The sequence below is a fragment of the Streptomyces sp. NBC_01268 genome (assembly GCF_036240795.1).
Lineage (GTDB): Bacteria > Actinomycetota > Actinomycetes > Streptomycetales > Streptomycetaceae > Streptomyces.
In genome coordinates this window covers 1,300,703-1,323,276 of sequence record NZ_CP108454.1, presented here as the reverse complement: position 1 = coordinate 1,323,276, position 22,574 = coordinate 1,300,703, and the positions used below count along the sequence as shown (strand labels likewise).

The following is a 22,574-nucleotide window of genomic DNA, read 5'->3' as shown; positions in this document are numbered from 1 at the left end:
GTGCGGCACGGGCACGCCGCGGGCGCGCGGATGCGCGGCCACGTCACGGACATCGGTGGAACGGATCAGCGCATGGACACTCCCAGCCCCTCCGAGGGCGCCCTCTGTCTGGTCACCGGTGCGAGCGGGTACATCGGCGGGCGGCTCGTGCCGGAGCTGCTCGACCACGGGTACCGGGTGCGGTGTCTCGCCCGGCATCCGGACAAGCTGCGGGACTTCCCCTGGGCCGGACGGGTGGAGATCGTGCGCGGGGACGTCACCGACGCGGCGAGCCTGCGGGAGGCGTTCGAGGGGGTCGAGGTCGCCTACTACCTGGTCCACTCGATGTCCTCGACGCCGCACTTCGAGGACAGGGACCGGCTCGCCGCCCGCACCTTCGCCGCCGAGACCCGGGCCGCCGGTGTGCGGCGCGTCGTCTACCTGGGCGGCCTCGCCCCGCGCGGCGTGCCGGACGAGGACCTCTCGCCGCACATGAGGTCCCGTACCGAGGTCGGGCGCATCCTGCTCGGCTCGGGCGTCCCCACCGCCGTCCTGCGGGCGGCCGTCGTCATCGGCTCCGGATCGGCCTCCTTCGAGATGCTGCGGTACCTGACCGAGCGGCTGCCCGTCATGGTCACGCCGAGCTGGGTCGGCAGCCGGGTGCAGCCCATCGGCGTCCGCGACGTGCTCCGTTACCTGGTGGGCAGCGCCGCCCTGCCCTCGGACGTCAGCAGGACCTTCGACATCGCCGGCCCCGACGTCCTCACGTACCGGGAGATGATGGTGCGGTACGCGCAGGTCGCGGGGCTGCCCAAGCGCCTCATCGTCTCCGTGCCGATGCTCACGCCCCGGTTGTCCAGCCAGTGGATCGGGCTCGTCACCCCGGTCCCCGCCGCCTTGGCGCGGCCCCTCGCCGAATCGCTCCGGCACGAGGTCGTCCGTACCGAGAACGACATCGTCCGGTACGTCCCGGACGGCCCGGGGGAGCCCCTCACCTTCGACGAGTCGCTGCGCCTCGCCCTGCGCCGGGTCCGGGACGCCAAGGTCACCACCCGCTGGTCCTCCGCCGGCACGCCCGGCGCGCCGAGCGACCCGCTGCCGACCGACCCCGACTGGGCCGGCGGCAGCCTCTACACCGACGAACGCTCGCGCGCCGTCAACGCCAGCCCGGAGGCGCTGTGGCGGGTCATCGAGGGTGTCGGCGGCGACAACGGCTGGTACTCGTTCCCGCTGGCCTGGGCCGTACGCGGCTGGGCCGACCGGCTCGTCGGGGGCGTGGGACTGCGCCGGGGGCGCCGGGACGCGGCGCGGCTGCGGGCCGGTGACGCGCTGGACTTCTGGCGCGTGGAGGAGATCGACCGCGGCCGGCTGCTCCGCCTCCGGGCCGAGATGCGTCTGCCCGGGCTCGCCTGGCTGGAGATGGGCGTCGACCGCGACGAGCGGGGCCGCACCTCGTACCGGCAGCGGGCGCTCTTCCATCCCCGGGGCCTCGCGGGGCAGGCGTACTGGTGGAGCGTGGCCCCGTTCCACGCCGTGGTCTTCGGCGGCATGGCCCGGAAGATCGCCCGGACCGCCGAGGCCGAGAGCGGACGGCGCACGTCGCCGCGGGGGCCACGAGAAGGCGGCTCTCCCCCGGGGGAGCCGCCGTCCCGCTAACCGGTCAGCATCGTCTCCAGGGTCCTGAACGGGTCGGCGATCCGCGCCAGTCGGTACGCGGCCTCGTACGCGCCGTCGCCTATCTGGAGGCGGGCCGCCCGCTCGGCCCGCTGCCGCAAGGGCTTCAACTCGGGGGTGCCCCGCTGGGGATGCCCGACCATCTCCCAGAACACGTGGCCCGCCCCGTACGCGACCGCCGCCTCCTCGCCCCGCTCCAGCGCCGCAAGGGCGACCGCCAGCAGGTCGAGGCCCAGGCCGAGACCGAAGGCGTCGCCGATGAGGCGCTTGCCGCGCAGCATCGCCCGGGAGTGTGCGGCGGCGTCGGACGCGCGCTCCTCCGACAGGGCCATCACCGCCAGCTGGTACTCCGTGTAGGCGCGCGTCCAGTGCTCTCCGGCCGCGACGCAGTCGTCCCGCAACGCCTCGGCGGCCGCCCGTGCCCTCGGCACGGCGCCGACGGCCGTCAGCGCGAACACGCGCACCAGCCGGCACCGGGCCGCCGCGGCCGCGCCGCACGCCGGGCCGGCCAGCGCGCGATCGGCGACGGCCAGCGCGTTCCGGGGCTCGCCCCGCAGCAGCATCACCAGGCCGCGCAGGTACGCCGCGTCCGCGAGCAGCGACGCGTCCCCCGCCCGTACCGCCTCCTCGTCGGCCCGGCCCGCCAGCCGCGCCGCCGTGTCGTACTCGCCGCGCAGGCACCGCACCACCCCCAGTGCCCAGCACAGCCTCGCCGTCACGGCCGAGGGCCCGGCGACCCGTCGCAGGCACTCCTCCAGATAGTGCGAGGCCTCGTGAAGGTGCCCCGAGCAGGCCCAGAAGAAGCCGACCGCGCCGGCGAGTTCGGCGGCCCGCTGGGGGTCGGTCGCCAGCAGGTGCTCCAGCGCCGCGCACAGGTCGCCGTGGCAGGCGGTCAGCCGCGCGGCCGTCTCCGCCTGCACCGACCCCCACCAGGACTCCTCGGCGGCCAGGGCCAGTTCGTGGAAGCGCAGGGCGTGCCGGGTGCGCGTCGTCCGCGTCTCGCCGAGCTCCGCCAGCCACAGCGCCCCGTACTCGCGCACGGTGTCGTACAGGTGCACCCGGTCGTCGGACAGCGTGACGACGCTCTTGCGGGCCAGCCCTTCGAGGGCCCGGGCCAGCACGGCGTCGGTCAGCGGTCCGCCGCGGCAGACCCGCGTCACGTCCTCCACCGTGGCACCCGAACGAAAGACCGAAAGTCGTGCCCACAGCAGGCGTTCGTGGGGCTCGCACAGCTCGTGGCTCCACCCGATCGTGGTCCGCAGCGCCCGGTGACGGGCCGGCTGGACCCGGCTCTCCGGCTCCCGGGCGAGTGCGAGCCGGCCGCGCAGGAGCCGGGCCATCGCGTCCACCGGCCGCTGCCGCAGGTGCCCGGCGGCGAGCTCCAGCGCCAGCGGCACCCCCTCCAGTCGGCGGCACACGTCGGCGGCGGCGACGAACTCCTCGGGCCGGGTCCACCGGACGCCCACGGCCGCCGCGCGCGCGGCGAAGAGCTCCACCGCCTCGGTGTCGGGGTCCAGCGGGCCGACGGGGAACCGCGTCTCTTCGGCCATCCCCAGCGGCTCGCGGCTGGTCGCGAGCACCACGAGCGCGGGGCAGCGCGCGAGGAGGACGCGGACGAGCGCGGCGCAGGCGGCGAGGACGTGCTCGCAGGAGTCCAGGACCAGCAGGACGCGGCGGGACCCGATCCAGTCGGCCAGGGTGTCCACCGGATCGCCCGCCGAGTGGTCCGACAGACCACAGGCGTCGGCGACCAGCGAGGTGACCAGGGAGGGGCCGGTCAGGGACCAGAGGGGGGACCAGTGGACGGCGGCGAACGCGTCCGGCCGGGGGCCCTCCGGCCGGAGCGCGTCGGGGCCGGGGGCATCCGCGGCCGGTCCCGGCCCGTGCGGTCCGAACCCCTCCGCGCCCGTCGCCGGCGCGTCCGGTCCGAACATCTCGGCCACCCGCGCGGCGAGCCGGGACTTGCCGATCCCGCCCAGGCCCACCAGCGTCACCAGCCGCCGCGTGCGCAGCAGGGAGCCCAGCTCCCCGACGGCCTCGTCCCGCCCCACGTACGGCCCGCTCTCCGGCGGCCTCCACGACTCCATGCCCCGCATTCTCGGGCAGAACCCGGCCGCGTCCGACCGGGTGAACCGGGCGACCGCCGTCTTCGGCCGTTTCCGTCCCGGGTGCATCCGGAACGCGTGTCGCGGGGGAACCGCGGGTGCACGGGTGTGAAATCAGTACGCCGCCGTCGCGTGCTCGTGGGCTCGCGGACGGCGGCCCAGCAGGGAGGGCGCGATGACCGTCTCCGTCGTTCTGTACACCTCCGACCTCAGGGTCCACGACCATCCGCCGCTCAGGGCCGCGGTCGAGGGGGCGCAGGAGGTGGTTCCGGTGTTCGTCCGCGATCCGGCCGTCGACCGCGCGGGCTTCGCCGCGCCCAACCGGCTGGCGTTCCTCGCCGACTGCCTCGCCGATCTCGACCGGGGACTCGCCGGTCGCGGCGGCCGGCTCGTCGTGCGGGAGGGCGACACCGTGTCCGAGGTGCTGGCGCTCGTGCGGCAGACCGAGGCCGACGAGGTGCACATGGCCGCGGGGGTGACCGCCTTCGCCGCGGCGCGGGAGACGCGGCTGCGCCAGGCGCTGGAGGGCGACGGACGCCGGCTGTACGTGCACGACGGCGTCGTCACCGTCGTACCGCCCGGCGACGTCCTTCCGCAGGGGTCGGACCACTTCGCCGTGTTCACGCCGTACCACCGGCGCTGGGCCGCCGAGCCGCTCCGGACGCCCCTGCCCGTCCCGAAGGAGGTGCGGGTGCCCTCGGAGGTGCGGTCCGCGTCCCTGCCGCGCCGCTCCGCGGTCCCGGACGTGTCGCCCGGGCTCGCCGTCGGGGGCGAGAGCGAGGGACGCAAGAGGCTGGGCTCCTGGCTGGCGGCCCACGTCGACGCGTACGAGGAGGGCCACGACGACCTGGCAGGCGACCTCACCTCCCGGCTCTCGCCCCACCTCCACTTCGGCTCCGTCTCCGCGACCGAGGCGGTGCACCGGGCGCGCCGGCGGGGCGGGCCGGGCGCCGCCGCGTTCGTACGGCAGCTGTGCTGGCGCGACTTCCACCATCAGGTCCTGGCCGCGCGCCCCGGGGCGGCGGCCGAGGACTACCGGCCGCGGCACGACCACTGGCGGCGGGGCGCCGACGCGGAAGCCGACTTCGCCGCCTGGCGGGAGGGGCGGACCGGCTATCCCGTCGTCGACGCCGCCATGCGCCAGCTCGCCCACGAGGGGTGGATGCACAACCGGGGCCGGCTGCTCACGGCCTCCTTCCTGACGAAGACGCTCCGCGTCGACTGGCGGGAGGGGGCGCGCCACTTCCTCGGTCTGCTGGTGGACGGCGACATCGCGAACAACCAGCTCAACTGGCAGTGGGCGGCGGGCACGGGTACGGACACGCGGCCCAACCGTGTCCTCAACCCGGTGCGGCAGGGGAGGCGGTACGACCCGGACGGCGGTTACGTGCGGCGCTGGGTCCCGGAGCTCGCCGGGCTCGAAGGCCCGGCCGTCCACGAGCCGTGGCGGCTCGTCGGGCTCGAACGGGCCGCCGTGGACTACCCGGAACCGCTGGTCGACCTCTCCGACGCCCTGGCGCGTTTCCGGGAGGACCGGGACAAGGCATGAGGGAGCGCCGCGGCAGGCGCCGTGGGCGCAGCACGCGCCGTAGGCCGGACAACATTTCGACGCGTAAACGATGCGAGTTGTACGGGCAGGCCGAACGGCCGGAACGTGAGGGTGCACGGGACCGGTGAGCGAGGTCCCGACGCCGCCCCCGCCGGAGGAACCGCCATGACCGCCACCCGGACCACCGCCACCCGCACCACCGCCCCCCGGGACGCCGACGACCTGAACGACCTGGCCGGCGCCCCCCGCGTCACGGACGACCGCATCGCCCGCGGGCTGGTCCTCGGCGACGAGTCCTGCCTGGCCGCGGCCTACCACCGCTGGGGCCGCCTGGTCCACGCCCTCGCGACCCGGGCGCTGGGCGACCCGCGCGAGGCGGAGGACATCACGCAGCAGGTGTTCGTCGCGGCCTGGCGCGGACGGGCCGGCTTCCGGCCCGAGCGGGGCACGCTGCCCGCCTGGCTCACCGGGATCGCGCGCCGCAAGATCGCCGACGCGCTGACCGCCCGCACCCGCCGCACCGAGCTCGCGGCGGCCCTCGGCGCCGCCCTGGAGCACGAGGACCGTCCGGAGGCGGAGCCGGAGCGGGTCCTCGACCGGATCGTCGTCACCGAGCAGCTGGCCCGGCTGCCCCGTGTCCAGCGCGACGTCCTGGCCCTCGCCTACTTCGCCGATCTGACCCAGGCGCAGATCGCGGACCGCACCGGCCTGCCTCTGGGCACGGTCAAGAGCCACGCCCGCCGAGGTCTGCTGCGCATGCGCCACGACCTCGCACCCGCCGCGCCCGCCGCCCGTCGGGCGTGAGCGGGCCGGAATCCGGTCAGCCCGCCCCGCCCCCGCCCGGTGACTCCCCGTACAGCTCCGCGATCACCTCGATGGCCTCGCGCAGCCCGGAGGGGCGCACCGTGCCGGGGGAGGGTGTCCGGCCGCGCCAGCCGGGGCCCGCGAGGAGGACCAGGGGGGCCGTGCGCGCTCCGCGGACCCCGAACTCGGTGCCCGCGACGTGCCGGGCCAGAGCGTGGTGCGCGGTGGAGCGCGCCTGGGACCAGAGGACGACGGCGGCCGGGCCCGAACGCCGTACCGCCGCGTCGACGGCCTCCGCGGGCACGGCGGCACCGAACATCCTGGTCGGCAGGCCCTGTTCGGCGAGTCCCGCGGTGAGCGCCTCCAGCGGCAGCGTGTGCTGTTCGGCGGGGACGCAGGCGAGGACGACCGGCGCGAGAGAGGCGGCGGCCGCCGGCCGGGCGACGGCGGCACCCCGCCGCAGCGCGGTGGAGATGTGCCAGGACAGCAGGTGCTCCACCTCGACGTAACGGTCCCCGGAGGATTCCCACTTGCGGCCCACCGCGTGCAGCGTCGGGACCATGACCTCCTCCCACGCGGTGACCAGACCGTGCTCCGCCAGCACCTCCTGGAGTAGCCCCTCCATGGCCGGACCGTCGAGGCGCACGGCGGCGCGGGCGAGCCCCCGGCACTCCTGGCGCACGTCGCCCAGGGGCAGCCCGCTGCCGGGCCCCGCGCGGCGGGCCGTCTCCCGGGGAGTCGCCGGCCGGGCCGCCGGGGGCCGTACCTCTGGGGGCCGTACCCCCTGGGCGGCGCGCGCGGCCTCGGCGGGCGGGACGCCCGAGGCCGTGAGCCGGCACATCTCCTCGAGCATCGCGACGTCCGCGGGACTCCACCGGCGGTGCCGTCCGTCCGCGCGCTCGGCGGGACCGATGCCGTACCGCTGGTCCCAGGAGCGCACCGTCGTGGGGGAGACGCCGAGGCGCCGCGCGACGGCACCCGTCGTGATCCCATGAGCCGTGTCGGGCATGCCTCCACCATACGACGCGGAAACGATGCGACAGGAACAAGCGGCGCCGACGGAAGCAGGGCGTCGGCGGTGACGCCGAGCGCGGGCCGCGAACGGGCGCCGGCATACGCGCCGCGTCAGGCGCTCGGGTCCCGCCCCTCCCGTGGCTCGATGCGGAAGTCGAACGCCAGGGTGCCCGGGTCCAGGGCGGTCGTGCCCCCGTCGACGGTGAGGGTCGCGCCGTTCACGAAGGAGGCGGCGGGGGAGAGGAGCCAGGCGACGGCCTCGGCGACCTCGCGCGGTTCGGCCGGACGTCCGGCGGGCAGCGGGCGGGTGACCTCCTCGTACGCCGCCTCGGTACCGCCCGCCCCGAGCCGCGCCTCCTCCGCGAAGCGGCTCATGCGCCGGTCCGCCATGTCGGTGCGCACCCAGCTCGGGCACACCGTGTTGGCGCGCAGTCCGGCGGCCGCGTAGTCGACCGCCAGCGAGCGGCAGAGCTGGAGGAGCGCGGCCTTGGACGTGGCGTAGGCGGCGTTGCCGACGCCGTTGCGCAGGGCGGAGACCGAGGCGACCGCGACGACCGAGCCGCGCGCGTCGAGGAGGTGCGGGAGGGCCGCCCGCAGCAGGTGGAAGGGGCCGGTGAGGTTGGTCAGCATGACCGACTCCCAGTCCTCCAGCGTCACCGAGCCCACGCTTCCGCCGCGCCCGATACCGGCGTTGAGCACCAGTCCGTCGAGGCGGCCGTACGTGCCGACGGCCGTCTCGACGAGGCTGCGGACGTCCTCCGGGTCGGTGATGTCGGACGGGACGGGCAGCGCCCCCGACTCCGCCGCCACGAGCCGCAGGGGCTCGGGACGGCGGCCGGAGACCACCACGTGGTGACCCGCCTCGCGCAGCAGCCGCGCGGTGGCGGCGCCGATGCCCGTCCCGCCGCCGGTCACCAGGTACACCCGCTGGTCCGCCATGGTCGTGGTCCCTCCGTCCCTCCGCCGGTCCCGCGTCGGTCTCTTCGACGTCTTCGCCCGGTCCGGCAGAGGACTTGATCATAGGCGCGGCGGCACGGTGACCGACGGGGCGTCAGGCGCCCAGGCCGGCCAGCCTGCGCCGGTCGAGGGGCGACGCGCGCCGGTCGAGGCGCTGCTCCAGGAGGTCGCGGGCGGTGTCCCGGTGGCCCGCCTCCACCAGGGCGTACAGCAGCGTCTCCTCGACGACCTCGCGCTGCGCGGCGCTGCCGCCCACCCGGCGCAGCGAGGGCAGCAGCGCGCGCAGTCCACGTGCGGCCGTGTTCCACTCCTCCTCCAGGACGGCCTCCAGCGCGCTGCACAGCGGGACGACGACCTCCCGCTGCACCGGGTCCGCGCCCGCCGCGTGCGTCCGCAGCCGGCGGAGCGCGGGCAGGTCGCCGGCGGCGGTGAGGGCGAAGGCGCCGTGCAGGGCGGTGAAGGCGGTCGAGGGGCGCTCGACCAGCTCGCGCGCGACCGCGTCGAGCACGCCCTCGACCGGCACCCGGCCGCTCCAGCTCTGCGCCATCCGGGCCCGCCACAGGAGCGAGCCGGAGTCGACGAGCGCCCGCACGCCGTTCACCTGGCCCGGGGCGAGCTGCGCGTACCAGCGGCGGCGCACCGCCGCGGCGTCGTCGAGGGCGAGTTCGTGCAGGCCCACGTGCCAGGAGAAGTGCGCCCGGTGCACGGCGCCGCGCCCCTGGGCGCCGATCCAGCCGTCCAGCCAGTCCCGGCCGGCGGCGTGGTCGCCCGACTCGTAGTGGACGTGGGCGAGGGCGTGCACGGCGTGGCCCGAGGCGGGTTCGGCCGCGAGGGCCGCCCGCGCGAGCTCGCCCGCCTCGTCGATCCGGCCCTGCTCCTGCCGGACGAAGGACAGCAGCGAGGTGTGGAACCAGTGCCCGTCGTACGCGCCCGCGGTGCCCTCCACCAGGCGCCGGGCCAGCGAGCCGTCGATGTCCCCGATGCCGGAGAAGGCGATGGTGGGCACCGCGACGGCCAGCGCGAACGCGTCGCCGGGGAAGCGGTCCAGGTGGGCGATGAGGGCCTGGTCGCCGGCGTCGGGGCCGTCGGCCGCCGACGCATGCGTCTCGATCCGGCGGGTGACCATGTCCACGAACGAGCGCTCCCGTTCGTCCCCCCGCTCCCGCACGCTGCGCTGGGCGTCCGCGAGTTCCCGGGCCACGTCGACCTCGGCCCCGCACTCGTGCCCGAGCAGCGCCAGTGCCGCGTGCCCGAGGGCGAACCCGGGGTCCAGCTCCGTGGCGCGCGCGAACGCCTCCGCCGCCTTCGCCCGTACGGTGATCACCCGGCCGAGCCCGCCCCGGAACGAGGCCGCGGCGGCGGCGTGCGTGGACAGCGGCAGGCCGAACTGGTCGGTGGGCCGGCGGCGGACCGGGCGCGGGGCGCCGGCGAGCGGGGCGAGGACGGCCTCGGCGATCTCCTTGGCCTGGGCGCGGATCTCCGGGATCGCGGTCGTCTCCCACAACTCGCCGCGCCGGGGCGCGCCCAGCGTGAACAGCGGACGCTCCGCGCGCCCCGCCGCGTCGAGCAGGCGGCCCGCGTCGGTGGCCACCCCGATGCCCAGCGGCCCCGGGACGGCGAGGCCGTCGCCGAGCAGTCCGGTCCACAGCGGGTCGCCGCCCGCGTCGGCCCGCAGTCCGGGCCCCGTACAGTCCACCACCCAGGCCACGGGCAGCGTGCCGCCGCCGGCGAGGGAGACGGTCAGGCCGCCGTCCTCGCGAGGCGTGGCGGAGGAGATCCGGCCGGCGTGGATCCGCAGCCTGCGGGCGGCGCGGGCCCGGGTGACGGTCTCGGCGGTCGACGGGGCCATGCGGTGCCGGTGCACGTTCCAGGGAGTGGCGTCGCGGCCGAGGAACTCCGCCCGCTCGTCGTCCGTGAGCCCCTGCCACAGCTGCGCGATCCAGGGACGGAGGCCGTCGAACGCGGGCCGCCAGTCGCCGTGCGTGCGGCGGGTCTCGGCCACGTACCGCAGCACCTCCCGGCGGAGCCGGGCGAAGGGGAGCACGGCGAGGTCCCGGGGCGGCAGCACGGCCTGCAGCGGGGTGAGGGCGTGCGGCTGCGGCAGCAGGCCGGTGCGGGAGACGGCGTGCACGGTGCGGCCGGGCCGGTCGAGGACGAGGGCGAGGTCGACGGCCGTGAGCCCGGTGCCGACGAGGAGGACGTCGTCGGAGGCGCCCACGGCGTCCAGCGCGCCGGGCACCCAGGGGCGGGCGATGAAGCGGTCGGAGCCGCGCAGCTCCTCCGGGGCCCAGTCCGAACGGCCGGCCGCCGGGCCGGTGGCGAGGACCACGCTGTCCGCCGACACCGCCCCGCCGTCCGCGAGCCGCAGCTCGACCCGCCCGCCGGGGAGCTCGGCGCAGCCGGTGGCCCGGGTGCGCAGGCGCCGCACGGAGACGGTGCCGTGCGCCGTGATGATCGCCCGGCCCAGGGTGTCGGCCAGGTACGAGCCGTAGCGGTAGCGGGAGGCGAAGTCGGCGGCGGTCACGGTGGACTCGCCGTGCCGGCAGAGCCAGCGGCGGAAGTGGCCGGGGTCGTCCGGGTAACAGCTCATGCCGCCGACCGGCACGTTGAGCCGGTGCTCGGGGACCTCCGTGGAGTAGGCGACGCCCCGCCCCGCCTCCGCCGCCGGGTCGATCAGGACCAGGTCGAGCGGGGTGCGCCGCCGGGCCGCCGCCTCGCACAGCTGGACGGCGACGAGCGCACCGGCCGCGCCCGCGCCGACGACCGCGACGGTGGGGCGAGGACGCCCGGACGCGGTGGGCGCGGGGGACTCGGGCGAGGGAGCGGACACCACGGACACTTCGGACACCTCCGGGTCGGGCGGACACTGCGCGGATGAAGTTCACTATGTCGATGAACAAAGTGGAGTCGCAACGCTGCTTCCGGACAACCAGCTCCCGTGGGCGCTTCGTTGACGGCCGGCGGCCGGCCCGTGACCGGCGGGCGGCCGTCCTCCCGCCGGGCGTGAGACATTGAGTGCGTGAGGATCTCAGCACGAACGGACTACGCCATCCGTGCCATGGCGGAGCTGGCCGGCGACCAGGACCGGCCGCTCAAGGCCGAGGACATCGCCGGGCGCCAGGACATCCCCGTCCGTTTTCTCTTCGTCGTGCTCAGCGACCTGCGCCAGGCCCGGCTGGTCTCCAGCGTGCGCGGCCCCGACGGCGGCTACGCGCTGACCCGCCCGCCCGAGGAGATCACCGTCGCAGACGTCATCCGGGCCATGGACGGGCCCCTCGTCAGCGTCCGCGACCTGAAGCTGACGGGCCTGGAGTACCAGGGCGCCGCCGCTCCCATGCCGGACGTGTGGCGGGCGGTACGGGCGAGCCTGCGTCAGGTCCTGGAGGGCACGACCCTCGCCGACCTGGTCCGGGGGACCCTGCCCGAGCTCGTACGGGAGCGGGCGCGCGAGTACAACGACGACGTGCGGACGTATCCGTAAGGGACGGTGGGGACGGCGGGAACGGTGGGGACGGCGCCGCGACCGGGCCGCCCTGCGGCGGGCGGCCCGTCCGCTCACTCCGTCGCGCGCGGCGGTGCCTGGGCGTCCGACAGCAGGAGCTGCGGGGTGCCCGTGCCGTCGGCCGGCACGGTCCACACGTCGTCGACGCCCGTGCGGCCGTCGGCCGGCAGCGCGTAGGCGAGGGTGCGGTCGTCGAGCCAGGCGGCCTGGTCGTCGACGCTGCGGCGCTCCGCGAGCGCGGTCGACTTCAGGGTCCGCAGGTCCATGACGTGCTCGCGCCACAGGGCCGCCGTGCCGAGCACCCGCTTCTTGTACGCCACGCGGGTGCCGTCCGGGGAGAGCGAGGGGCACTCGACGTTCTCCGCCAGGCTGGTGACGCTGCGGGCGGCGAGCGAGCCGCGTACGAGGTACGTCTTCTCGCGGGTGCTCAAGGTGGCGTAGAAGGTGTCGTCGTCGGCGGCGAAGGTGACGCCCCAGAAGTTGACGTCGCTGTTGCGGTAGGGGCCGCCGTTGAGGGTGATCGCGAACTCCTCCAGGTTCGCCGACAGTTTCCAGCCACGCGTGTCCAGGATCGAGGTCCGGGTGGAGAAGAACGCGGTGCCGTAGGACTCGCCCTTGACGAACACCGTCCAGGCGGCGAGCCGACCGCTGGGCGAGACCCGGGCGCGGCTCGGTATGCCCGCGAGGGGATAGCTGCGCAGGGTGCGCAGGCCGGAGTCGAGGACCTGCGCTCGGTACGCGGGGCGGCCCAGGACGGTGGTGGCCTGGAGGCAGACGCCGGTGCCGGCGGCCGCGTGGAAGCGCAGGCAGGAGACGTCCGAGGCGGTACGGGTCGCCCCGGCGGCGGTGCCGGCCGGGACGGAGACGAGCCGGTCGCGCCGCGGCCCCCTGGCCATGTTGCGGAAGACCAGCCGGTCCGGCTCCGTCAGGCTCACCTTCCCGTCCGCGAACGACGGACCGCCCGCCCGGGGCTTGTTCTCCTCGGCCGCCCGGTCCGCGGCCGACAGCACCGACCAGGCGCCGACGCCGACGAGGACCAGCACCCCGGTGGCGAGGATCAGCAGACGGCGCAGCGGGGTGAGGGTCATCGCGGAACTCCCGTCGATCGTGGATCTCCCGTCGGGCGCAGCGCGACACCGGCGATCGTCGCGCAGCAGGCGAGGCCGACGGCCGCCGAGGCGAGCGCCGGGCCGTCGCCCCACGCGGCCCACACCGCGCCGAAGGCCAGGGAGCAGCAGAAGCGGGCCAGTGCCTGACCGGTGCCGACCAGGGCGATGCCGCTGGCCCGCAGCCGCTCCGGCACCACCGCGGCGACGGCCGCCGGCAGCACGCCGTCGGTCGCGGCGTAGAACGCGCCGTGCAGGGCGAGCACCAGGTACGGCAGGGCGGGGACGGCGGGCGCCCACAGCAGCAGCGCGTAGCCGAGGAGCAGTCCGGCGTGCCCGGCGAGGAACACCGTCCGCCGCCCGATCCGGTCCGCCAGTCGCCCGGCGGGCACCGCGAGCAGCAGGAAGACCGCGGCCGTGCCGAGCGGGAGCAGCGGGAACAACTGCTCCGCCACCCCCGTGCGGCGTTGCAGCAGCAGGTAGAGGAACGCGTCGCTCACGGTGGTCAGTCCGAGCAGCACCGCGCAGCCGAACAGGACCCGCAGCCGGCGGCCCCGCAGCAGGCCGAACGCGGCCCGCAGGTCCGGCCGTTCCTCGGGAACGGCCCCGGCGTCCGAGGGGGCCTCTCCGGTGACGGGGGAGTTCTTTCCGCTCGGTACGAAAAGCAGCAGGACCAGCACCCCGAGCGCCGCCACACAGCCGCTGACCGCGAACACCGCGTCGTAACCGCCCGCCGCCACGCCCAGGATCAGGAACGCGACGATCGGCCCGAGCAGCGCCCCCGTGGTGTCCATCGCCCGGTGCAGACCGAACGCCCGCCCCTGCCGCTCCGGCGGCACCGACAACGAGATCAGCGCGTCGCGCGGCGCCGTCCGCAGGCCCTTGCCGGTGCGGTCCAGGGCCAGGGCGACGCCCAGCGCGCCGAGGTGGTGGACCAGGAGGAGCGGCTTCACCAGCGCCGACAGGCCGTACCCGATGCCCGCGATCAGCTTGTGGTTGCGCACCCGGTCGGCCAGGTGACCGCCGGTGAGCTGGACCAGGGCGCTCACCCCGTTCTGGACCCCGTCGAGCATGCCGAAGCCGAGCGGGCTGAGCCCGAGTCCCATGACGAGGTAGAGCGGCAGCACCGCCGTGACCATCTCCGTGGAGACGTCGGTGACCAGGCTGACCGTGCCGAGCGCCAGCACGGTCGGGGAGACCGCCCGGGCCGTACCGCGCAGACGGTCCCGCGCGGAGGCGGCCCCCTGCGGTGTGGAGCGGTCGGCCAGATACACGGTGAAGGACCCCAACGGGCGTGAGCGGGTGATCGCGCGCCCACTGTAACCGCTGACCGCCCGGGAGTTAGGCGCGATCGGTGCGGCTTAGCGACTGCTTGCGACCAATTCCTCGAAAGGCCTCATCGACACCGTGTTGTAGGCCTATCTTCCCGTTGTACGCTGCGAGTTGAGCACAACGTTCGCGCTGTGCGCTGGGGGTGTCCGTGGGGGGTTCCACCGGCAGGAGGCCGAAGCTCCGTCGCTTCGATGCCGACTGTCCTCATCGTCATGTTCGTCGCGGCCGGGGAGCCGCCGAGTAGAGGTCACGCGCGCCGACGCGCAGCTGCGGCATCCCTCCAGGGTGCCGCGCGTCCGTCGTGCGCGAGCGCCGGTCCGCCCACGCCACCACCGAGCGCACCCAGGCAACTTCGCAAGCGCGCCACAAGCCAGCCGATCCGGATCAGCGCCCTGATCCGAACCGACCCGAGGGGGGTGGGTGTGTCCGATCGTCCTGCCAACACACCCGACAGTCCAAGCAGTTCACGGATGACGGAGCTCGCGAGAGCGGACCGGCCGCTCCACGACCTCGCCACCCGACTGCTCGCGGTGGCCGAGCGGGGACTCCCCGCCATGCTCCTGCCGGAGGGGACCGGCTTCGTCTTCACCCGGGCCGGCCACCGCGCCGAGGACGGCTCCGTCCGTCTCGAACAGCGCGGCACCAGCATCCGCTACGCCGCCATCACCGCGCTCGGCGCCCGCTTCCTGCCCCTGGAGCGGCAGCGCGTCGTGCTCGGCGGCCACACCGCCGAGGAGTTCGCCGGCGAACTGATCGAGCGGCTCCCCGGGGTGCGCAACCTCGGCGACGCGGCCCTGATCGCCTGGGCCGCCGCCGAGACCGGCCATCCCAAGCTGTCCGACGCCCTCGACCGGGTCACCGCCCTGGACGAGCCCGGCCGCCCCCAGTACACCGTCGAGGCCGCCTGGGTGCTGTCCGCGCTCGCCGCCGCCCGCGGCACGCTCGACGTCGAGGACCGGCTGCGGGGCGCCCGCGACCGGCTGCTCCGCGCCCGGATCGGCACCAGCCCGCTCTTCCCGCACGCCACCGGACCCGGCCTCAACCCCTGGTACCGCGCGCACATCGGCTGCTTCGCCGACCAGACCTACCCGCTGCAGGCGCTGGCCCGCGCCCACGCGAGCGGCGACGACCCGGAGGCGCTCGCCGCCGCCGACGCCTGCGCCACCCGCATCTGCGCCCTCCAGGGCGACGGCGGTCAGTGGTGGTGGCACTACGACGCCCGCCGCGGCACCGTCGTCGAGGGCTACCCGGTCTACAGCGTGCACCAGCACGCCATGGCCCCGACCGCCCTCCTCGACCTGGCCGAGGCCGGCGGCACCGACTTCGGCGAGCCGATCCGCAAGGGCCTGCGCTGGATGACCGACGTGCCCGAACTCGCCGCGGCCGGCGCCTCCGAGCCGATGATCCTGGACGACCTCGGCGTCACCTGGCGCAAGGTGTACCGCGGCGACCCGAAGAAGGCCGTGCGCGCCGCCCGCGGGCTGACCACCCGGGTCGCCCCCGGCCTCCGGCTCGCCCCGCTCGACGGGGTGTTCCGGCCCACGGCGGTGGACCGCGAGTGCCGCCCGTACGAGTTCGGCTGGATGCTCTTCGCCTGGCTGGGAGGGATCGGCAGATGACCCCGGACCCACGGGCCAGGAGACTGACGAACCGTCAGACCCTCTTCGGCGTACGGCTCGACGCACTCACCATGGACGAGACCGTCGACCGCTGCCTCACCGCCGTGCGGGCCGGCGAGCGCCTGGAGATCGGCGTGGTGAACGCCGCCAAACTGGTCAACATGCGACGCGATCCCGCGCTCGCCCGGGCCGTCTCCGGCTGCGACCTCGTGCTCGCCGACGGGCAGGCCGTCGTCTGGGCCGGCCGGCTGCTGCGCCGCCCGTTGCCCGAACGCGTCGCCGGCATCGACCTGTTCACCCGGCTGCTCGGCGAGGCCGAGGCCGCCGGACTCTCCGTCTACTTCCTCGGCGCCAAGCAGCCCGTCCTGGACGAGATGCTCCGCCGGGTCGCCGTGCGCTTCCCCGGCCTGCGCGTGGCCGGCAGCCGACACGGCTACTTCGACGACACCGACCAGCCCGCCATCGCCGACGCGATCGCCGAGAGCGGCGCCCACATGCTGTTCCTCGGCATGACCTCACCCAAGAAGGAGATCTTCACCGCCGGTTACGGAGAGCGCAGCAAGGTGGCGCTCGTGCACGGGGTCGGCGGCTCCTTCGACATCCTCGCCGGACTCACCCGCCGCGCTCCCGAACGCTGGCAGCGGCTCGGCTTCGAGTGGCTCTACCGCGCGCTCCAGGAGCCGCGCAGGCTGGGCCGCCGCTACCTCACCACCAACGTCTCCTTCGCCCTGATGACGGGCCGGGAGCTGATACGCCCCCGCCCCTTGATCACCCAGGTCACCCCGGTCAGCACCGCCAGCAGGGAGTCATGATGCGCGTCGTCGTGGTTGGACAGGGCTATGTCGGCCTGCCGCTCGCCATCCGTGCCGCCGAGACCGGTCACGAGGTGATCGGCTACGACGTGGACACCGAGCGGGTCAAGAGCCTCGCCGCGGGCGAGTCGTACGTCGAGGACGTCACCTCCGAGCGCCTGAAGGCGGCCCTGGAGGCCGGCACCTACCGGGCGAGCGACGCCGTGCGCGACTGCGGCGGCTTCGACGTCGCCGTCGTCACCGTGCCGACCCCGCTGCACGAGGGCACCCCCGACCTCCGCTACATCGAGGAGTCGGCCCGCGACCTCGCCCGCTACCTGCGCCCCGGCGCGACCGTCATCCTGGAGTCGACCACCTACCCCGGCACCACCCAGGAGCTCTTCGGACCGCTCCTGGAAGAGGGCTCGGGGCTCGTCGCCGGAGCCGACTTCCACCTCGGCTACAGCCCGGAGCGCATCGACCCGGGCAACCCGGTCTGGGGCTTCGAGCAGACCCCCAAGGTGGTCTCCGGAGTGGACAAGGCCTCCCTCAAGGCGGTCCGGAAGTTCTACGACGGACTCGTCGAGACCACGGTGCCGGTGAGCTCGCCCAAGGAGGCCGAACTCGCCAAGCTGCTGGAGAACACCTTCCGGCACGTGAACATCGCGCTGGTCAACGAGATAGCCATGTTCGCCCGGCACCTCGACATCGACGTGTGGCAGGCCATCGACGCCGCCTCCAGCAAGCCCTTCGGCTTCATGCGCTTCACCCCCGGACCCGGCGTCGGCGGCCACTGCCTGCCCATCGACCCCTCGTACCTCTCCTGGCACGTGCAGCGCGAACTCGGCACCAGCTTCCGCTTCGTCGAACTCGCCAACGACATCAACAACCACATGCCGGACTACGTGACCCGGCGCCTGGTCAACGCCTTCAACACGCGCAAGCGGGCCGTCAACGGCTCGCGCATCCTGCTGCTCGGCCTCGCCTACAAGAAGAACACCGGCGACGCCCGGGAGTCGCCCGCGCTGCGCATCTCCCAGCTCCTGCTCGACATGGGCGCGGAGGTCCGCGCCGCCGACCCGCACGTCGTCGAGGGCCACCGGGTCGACAACCGGCTCGTCCGGGTCGAGCTCAGCAAGGAGGAACTGGCCGCCGCCGACGCCGTCGTGCTCATCACCGACCACGACGCCTTCGACTACGAGCTCATCGAGGCCCACGCCGACTACGTGCTCGACTGCCGGAGCCGGCTGAGCGGATCCAGGATCGAGGTGCTCTGAACCGCATGGCCGATACGAGCATCACGAGCAGCACAGGCAACACGAACATCACGAGCAGCACAGCCCTCACAGGCCACACGGACGGAACGCAGGGACCGCAGGGAATGCAGGACACGCACGGCATGCACGGCACGCAGGTCAAGAGGGTCGTCTGCGTCGCCGGCGCGCGCCCCAACTACATGAAGATCAAGCCGGTGATGGACGCCCTGGAGGCCAGGGGAGCCGAGGTCCTCCTCGTCCACACCGGACAGCACTACGACCCGGCGATGAACGACGTCTTCTTCCGCGACCTCGGGCTGCGCCCGCCCGACCGCTTCCTCGGCGTCGGCTCCGGCAGCCACGCCGTGCAGACGGGCCGCGTCATGGCCGCGTTCGAACCGCTCGTCACCGAACTCGCCCCCGACCTCGTCGTGGTGGTCGGCGACGTGAACTCCACGCTGGCCTGCGCCCTGGTCACGGCCAAGGCGGGCCCGCTCCTCGCCCACGTGGAGGCCGGACTGCGCAGCCGCGACTGGTCGATGCCGGAGGAGGTCAACCGGGTCGCCACCGACCGGATCAGCGACTACCTCCTCGCCCCCTCCGACGACGCGGCCGAGAACCTGCGCGCCGAGGGCTACCACGACGACCAGATCCACGTCGTCGGCAACGTCATGATCGACACGCTGTTCGCCAACCGCGAGCGCGCCCTCGCCACCGACGCCCTCGCCCGCCACGGCGTCACCCCCGGCGCGTACGGCCTGGTCACCCTGCACCGGCCGGCCAACGTGGACGACCCCGAGGTGCTCGCCGGGCTCCTCAAGGGGCTCGGCGAGGTCGCCGCGCACTGCCCGCTCGTGCTGCCCGTGCACCCCAGGGCGGCCGAGCGGCTGAACGCGCTCGGCGTGCCCGGCGGCATCCGGCTCGTCCCGCCGGCCGGGTACCTCGACTTCATCGCCCTCCAGGCCGGCGCCCGGATCGTCCTCACCGACTCCGGCGGCGTCCAGGAGGAGACCACCGCGCTCGGCGTGCCCTGTGTGACCCTGCGGGACAACACCGAGCGGCCGATCACGGTCGACGAGGGCACCAACGTCCTCGCCGGCCGCGATCCACAGCGGATTCTGGCCACCGCCGTACGCCTCCTGGAGAACCCCCCGCCGGCCCGCCGCCCCGCCCTGTGGGACGGGCACGCGGGGGACCGGATCGCCCGGGTCCTGCTGGAAGGAGGGACCGCGGGCGTCCGCCCGCGGCCCACCGACCACCGTTGACCGCAGACGTGGTGATCGCGAAGGGCTCACAACCTGTCGCGATCCCACCTATCCTCATGAGCGGTACGGCAGTTGAGCAGCCGCCACATCGGGGGCGCAGGGGGGAACGCCATGGACCTCGCAGAGATCTTCCGGGTCATGTGCCGGCGGTGGTACGTCCTCGTGCCCGGGCTGCTGCTCACGGCCGGCCTGACGGCGGGGGCGTGGTTCTCCGTCCCCACCTCGTACGAGTCGCAGAGCACCGTCGCGCTGCTCAACTCCCGCAAGGGGGCGGCGGCCGACGGCAACCCCTTCCTGAGCATGGAGCCCTCGCTGACGGGCATGGCCGACAGCCTCGCCCGCAACGTGAACTCCGACGTGTCGGTCACCGAACTGAAGGAGAAGGGGCTCACCGAGAAGTACGAGGCGAAGATCGCGGACAACGCCCAGGGGCCGCTGCTCTGGCTCACCGTGACCGGTGACGACCCGGACTCCGTCCTGAAGGCCAACACGACGCTGATGGCGTACACCGCGCAGCGGCTGAAGGACCTGCAGGCCGACCAGAAGGTCGAGCCGGACTCCATGATCCGGCTGACCACGATCGTGCCGCCGCAGGAACCCCAGGCCCAGCTGAAGTCCAAGGTCCAGTACCTGGTCATGGCCGCCGGACTCGGCTTCGTCCTCAGCCTCGTCGCGACCTTCTTCGTGGAGGCACGCCGCCGCCACGGCGCCCCGGCGAAGCACCGCCAGACCGAGGCCGCGGAGGCAGCGGGGTCCACGGAGCCGTCGGGGTCCACGTCCACGAAGCCCTCGGGGGCCTCAGGAGCCGAGGGGCCGTCGGCGCCCGAGGAGGCCGCCGGCCCCGGACCGCTCGTCGACCCGGAGGTCTCGGCCGAGCGGCCCGCCGCCCAGCCCCTCGACCAGCCCACCATGCAACTGCCCGTCCAGACCGCCGCCGAGCACCGCCCCGCCAAACGCCCGCCGTCCTGGGTGAAGTGACGAGGAGCCCCCTCCCGATGGAAACCGCGCCCGCCGCGCCCGCCGCCCCCGGCGACCAGGCGACCCTGGGGACCAAGGTCCGCTCGGCGACCCGGTGGAGCCTCATCAACACGATGGTCATGCGGCTCGGCAACTTCGCCACCGGCATCGTGCTCGTCCGATACGTCCTCGACCCGGCCGCCTGGGGCGTCTACGGCGTCGCCCAGACCGTCCTCATGGTCCTGCTCTCCGCCAACGAACTCGGCGTCTCGCTCGCCATCGTCCGCTGGGAGGGGGACGTACGCCGGTTCGCGCCGACCGTCCTCACCCTCAGTGCGGTCTCCAGCGGCCTGCTCTACCTCGGCCTGTTCGCCGCCGCGCCCGCCGTCGCCGGACTGCTCGGCTCCAGCGAGGCCACCGCGGTCCTGCGGGTGATGTGCGTCTGCCTCGTGCTCGACGGCCTCTCCCAGGTCCCCGCGGGCGTCCTCACCCGCGAGTTCGCCCAGGGCCGCCGGATGATCATCGACGCGCTCAACTTCGTCGTCAGCACCTCGGTCACCCTGGCCCTCGCCCTCCACGGCTGGGGCGCCATGAGCTTCGCCTGCGGCGCCGTCGCGGGCAACGTCGTCGCCCTCGCCGGCTGCGCCCTCGCCGCCCCCGGCATGCTCCGCTTCGGCTGGGACCCGGCACAGGCCCGGGCGCTGCTCCGGTTCGGTCTGCCGCTCGCGGGCGCCAGCATGCTCGCGCTGGCCGTCGTCAACGCGGACGCCATGATCGTCGGCGCGGTCCTCGGCAACGTCTCGCTCGGCTTCTACATGCTCGCCTTCAACATGGCCGGCTGGCCCGTGCGGGTCATCTCCGAGACCGCCCGCCGGGTCTCCTTCGCCGGCTTCTCCCGGCTCGCCGACGACCCCAAGGCCCTCTCCCAGGGCTTCGGCAGCGCCCTGGGCATCCTGATGGGCGCCACGGTCCCGGCCTGCGTCCTGCTCGGCGCGCTCGCCGGGCCCGCCGTGGAGCTGGTCTACGGCGCCAAGTGGCTGCCCGCCGCGCAGGCGCTGCCCTGGCTGATGGCCCTCGGCCTCGCCCGGATCGCCGCGGAGCTCACGTACGACTGTCTGGTCGCCATCGGCCGGCGCCGCTCGCTCCTGGTCATCCAGGGGCTCTGGCTGGTCGTCCTGGTCCCCGTGCTGGTGCTGGCCGCCCGCGCCGGGGGCATCGGGACGGTCGCCGCCGGCCATGTCCTGGTCGCGGGCGTCGTCGTGCTGCCGGCCTTCCTGCTGGCGCTGCGCCGCGGCGGGATCGCCACCCGCGCCGTCGTCCGGGTCTGCGTCCGGCCGGTCCTCGGCGGAGCCCTGATGGCGGCCGTCCTGGTGCTGCTGCGCCGGGAGCTGGGGGAGGGGCTCTGGGCCCTGTCCGCCACGTGTGTCATCGGCCTCGTGTGCTACGCGCTGTGCGTCCTGCCCGGCCGCAGACTGGTGCGCGGCGCGCTCGCGCGGTTCGGCCGGGGCACGGCCGGGCAGGGGGAGAGCGCCGCCCCCGCCGCCGTACCGGCGCAGAAGCAGCCGGCCACCCCGGCACGTGAACGATGAGGTGAGTCCCCTGGCCCGATCCGGCCGCCGCAAGCTCCTCGGAGCGGTGCTGCTCTGTGCCGTCCTGCTCTTCTCCCTGATGACCTTCACCGGACTCGGAGCCAAGGCGGTCTGTCTCGGCGGCGCGGCGCTCTGCGACTCCCGTGCCATCACCGCCCCCGGCGAGCACACCGGCGGACCCTCGCGCTCCGCCGGCCCCTCCGACGCCAAGCCGCGCGCCCCGAGGGGCTGCGCCGGCCCGAAGGCCTGCGGATACCCGGACGCGAGCAGCACCGGGCCGCGGGTCGCCACGCTGACCCCGCAGAGCACCGGCAACGCGAGCATCCGCACCGACGGCACGGTCATCAGCGGCTGGGACATCACCGGCTCGCTCGACATCTACGCCAACAACGTGACCGTGATCGACAGCCGCGTCACCTCCACCAACTGGTGGGGGATCAACCTGCGTCCCGGCTTCTCCGGGCTGCGGATCCTGCACACCACCATCACCGCCGTCCCCGGCAAGGGCCCCAACAACGGCGGCTCGGACTACGCCGTCTCCAACATGAGCACGAGCTCGGTCGAGGTCGGCCACTGCGACGTCTCCGGCTTCGGCGACGCCCTCTCCATGGGCCAGGGCAACCTGCACGACAACTACGTGCACGGCATCGTCCCGTACAAGAACCTCGACGGGCAGTGGCAGCACACCAACGCCGTGATCAGCAACGGCGGCGGCAAGGGCAAGCTGATCATCCGGCACAACACCCTGATCAACGCGACCCCGATCGACCAGGGCGCCTCGGCCGCCATCGGCCTGTTCGCCGACGCCGCCCCCGTCACCCACACCGTCGTCGACGACAACTGGCTCGCCGGCGGCGCCTACGCGCTCTACGCGGGCGGCAAGGACTCCAGCTCCATCGAGGTCACCGACAACGTCTTCTCGCCCGAGATCCACCCGGCGGGCGGAAAGTACGGCGCCGTCGCCTACTGGAACGCCGCCGGGAAGGGCAACGTCTGGCGCGGCAACCGGATGGCCGACGGCACCCCCGTCGTCCCCGCCGACCCGTCCTGAGACCCGCGGAAAGTGCGAGGCCAC

At 74.7% G+C, this 22,574-nt stretch carries 17 protein-coding genes; 11 read left to right on the top strand and 6 right to left on the bottom strand.

What is annotated here, in order from left to right; genetic code table 11:
- The first annotated feature begins 72 nt into the window (after nucleotides 1-72).
- Nucleotides 73-1,635, top strand: a complete 1,563-nt coding sequence (locus OG309_RS05525; protein WP_329418619.1) for an SDR family oxidoreductase — start codon at nucleotides 73-75, stop codon at nucleotides 1,633-1,635.
- Here OG309_RS05525 and OG309_RS05520 read toward each other — a convergent pair.
- Nucleotides 1,632-3,740, bottom strand: coding sequence for an ATP-binding protein (locus OG309_RS05520; RefSeq protein WP_329418618.1), 2,109 nt, complete (start codon nucleotides 3,738-3,740; stop codon nucleotides 1,632-1,634). The two genes, OG309_RS05525 and OG309_RS05520, sit on opposite strands and share 4 nt — an antisense overlap.
- 193 nt (nucleotides 3,741-3,933) lie before the next feature.
- Between OG309_RS05520 and OG309_RS05515 the strand changes: the two genes are divergently transcribed.
- Both OG309_RS05515 and OG309_RS05510 read left to right on the top strand, forming a co-directional pair.
- A complete protein-coding gene (locus tag OG309_RS05515) occupies nucleotides 3,934-5,307 on the top strand; it encodes a cryptochrome/photolyase family protein (RefSeq protein WP_329418617.1) in 1,374 nt (457 codons plus the stop codon).
- Nucleotides 5,308-5,472: 165 nt separating this feature from the next.
- On the top strand, nucleotides 5,473-6,111 hold the full coding sequence (locus tag OG309_RS05510; protein WP_329418615.1) for a sigma-70 family RNA polymerase sigma factor: 639 nt from the start codon (nucleotides 5,473-5,475) through the stop codon (nucleotides 6,109-6,111).
- Between the two features lie 16 nt (nucleotides 6,112-6,127).
- Here the strand turns inward: OG309_RS05510 and OG309_RS05505 are convergent, their stop codons facing one another.
- From OG309_RS05505 to OG309_RS05495, 3 genes are all read right to left on the bottom strand, one after another.
- The gene (locus OG309_RS05505; RefSeq protein ID WP_329418614.1) at nucleotides 6,128-7,120 is read right to left on the bottom strand and encodes a MerR family transcriptional regulator; all 993 of its coding nucleotides are present in this window, start codon (nucleotides 7,118-7,120) and stop codon (nucleotides 6,128-6,130) included.
- Between the two features lie 116 nt (nucleotides 7,121-7,236).
- Nucleotides 7,237-8,064 carry an SDR family NAD(P)-dependent oxidoreductase gene (locus tag OG309_RS05500; protein ID WP_329418612.1) on the bottom strand — a complete coding sequence of 276 codons (828 nt, stop codon included), beginning with the start codon at nucleotides 8,062-8,064 and terminating at the stop codon, nucleotides 7,237-7,239.
- 112 nt (nucleotides 8,065-8,176) lie between these two features.
- Nucleotides 8,177-10,912: an FAD/NAD(P)-binding protein gene (locus tag OG309_RS05495; protein ID WP_329428160.1), complete on the bottom strand. Its 2,736-nt coding sequence runs from the start codon at nucleotides 10,910-10,912 to the stop codon at nucleotides 8,177-8,179.
- 189 nt (nucleotides 10,913-11,101) lie between these two features.
- Here OG309_RS05495 and OG309_RS05490 point away from each other — a divergent pair, with 189 nt between their 5' ends.
- Entirely contained in the window at nucleotides 11,102-11,563 is a 462-nt protein-coding gene (locus OG309_RS05490; RefSeq protein WP_329418610.1) for an RrF2 family transcriptional regulator, read from the top strand.
- A gap of 74 nt (nucleotides 11,564-11,637) precedes the next feature.
- Here OG309_RS05490 and OG309_RS05485 read toward each other — a convergent pair whose 3' ends face one another.
- The gene (locus tag OG309_RS05485; protein WP_329418608.1) at nucleotides 11,638-12,672 is read right to left on the bottom strand and encodes a TolB family protein; all 1,035 of its coding nucleotides are present in this window, start codon (nucleotides 12,670-12,672) and stop codon (nucleotides 11,638-11,640) included.
- Nucleotides 12,669-13,964 (bottom strand): MFS transporter, encoded by a 1,296-nt coding sequence (locus OG309_RS05480; protein WP_329418606.1) that lies wholly within the window; start codon nucleotides 13,962-13,964, stop codon nucleotides 12,669-12,671. The genes OG309_RS05485 and OG309_RS05480 overlap by 4 nt, the downstream gene beginning before the upstream one ends.
- 528 nt (nucleotides 13,965-14,492) lie before the next feature.
- Here OG309_RS05480 and OG309_RS05475 point away from each other — a divergent pair.
- The 7 genes from OG309_RS05475 to OG309_RS05445 all read left to right on the top strand — a co-directional run bounded on the left by OG309_RS05475 (nucleotide 14,493) and on the right by OG309_RS05445 (nucleotide 22,550).
- Entirely contained in the window at nucleotides 14,493-15,641 is a 1,149-nt protein-coding gene (locus tag OG309_RS05475; protein ID WP_329418604.1) for a hypothetical protein, read from the top strand.
- Nucleotides 15,638-16,453 carry a WecB/TagA/CpsF family glycosyltransferase gene (locus tag OG309_RS05470; RefSeq protein WP_329418603.1) on the top strand — a complete coding sequence of 272 codons (816 nt, stop codon included), beginning with the start codon at nucleotides 15,638-15,640 and terminating at the stop codon, nucleotides 16,451-16,453. Before OG309_RS05475 ends, OG309_RS05470 begins: the two co-directional genes overlap by 4 nt.
- Nucleotides 16,453-17,709, top strand: a complete 1,257-nt coding sequence (locus OG309_RS05465) for a nucleotide sugar dehydrogenase (protein WP_329428158.1) — start codon at nucleotides 16,453-16,455, stop codon at nucleotides 17,707-17,709. Before OG309_RS05470 ends, OG309_RS05465 begins: the two co-directional genes overlap by 1 nt.
- 104 nt (nucleotides 17,710-17,813) lie before the next feature.
- Nucleotides 17,814-18,953, top strand: coding sequence for a non-hydrolyzing UDP-N-acetylglucosamine 2-epimerase (wecB, locus tag OG309_RS05460; RefSeq protein WP_329418601.1), 1,140 nt, complete (start codon nucleotides 17,814-17,816; stop codon nucleotides 18,951-18,953).
- A gap of 111 nt (nucleotides 18,954-19,064) precedes the next feature.
- The gene (locus tag OG309_RS05455) at nucleotides 19,065-19,931 is read left to right on the top strand and encodes a chain length determinant protein (RefSeq protein WP_329418599.1); all 867 of its coding nucleotides are present in this window, start codon (nucleotides 19,065-19,067) and stop codon (nucleotides 19,929-19,931) included.
- Nucleotides 19,932-19,948: 17 nt separating this feature from the next.
- Nucleotides 19,949-21,499, top strand: coding sequence for an oligosaccharide flippase family protein (locus tag OG309_RS05450; protein WP_329418596.1), 1,551 nt, complete (start codon nucleotides 19,949-19,951; stop codon nucleotides 21,497-21,499).
- A 1-nt stretch (nucleotide 21,500) separates the two neighbouring features.
- The gene (locus OG309_RS05445) at nucleotides 21,501-22,550 is read left to right on the top strand and encodes a hypothetical protein (RefSeq protein ID WP_329418594.1); all 1,050 of its coding nucleotides are present in this window, start codon (nucleotides 21,501-21,503) and stop codon (nucleotides 22,548-22,550) included.
- The last annotated feature ends 24 nt before the right edge of the window (nucleotides 22,551-22,574 follow it).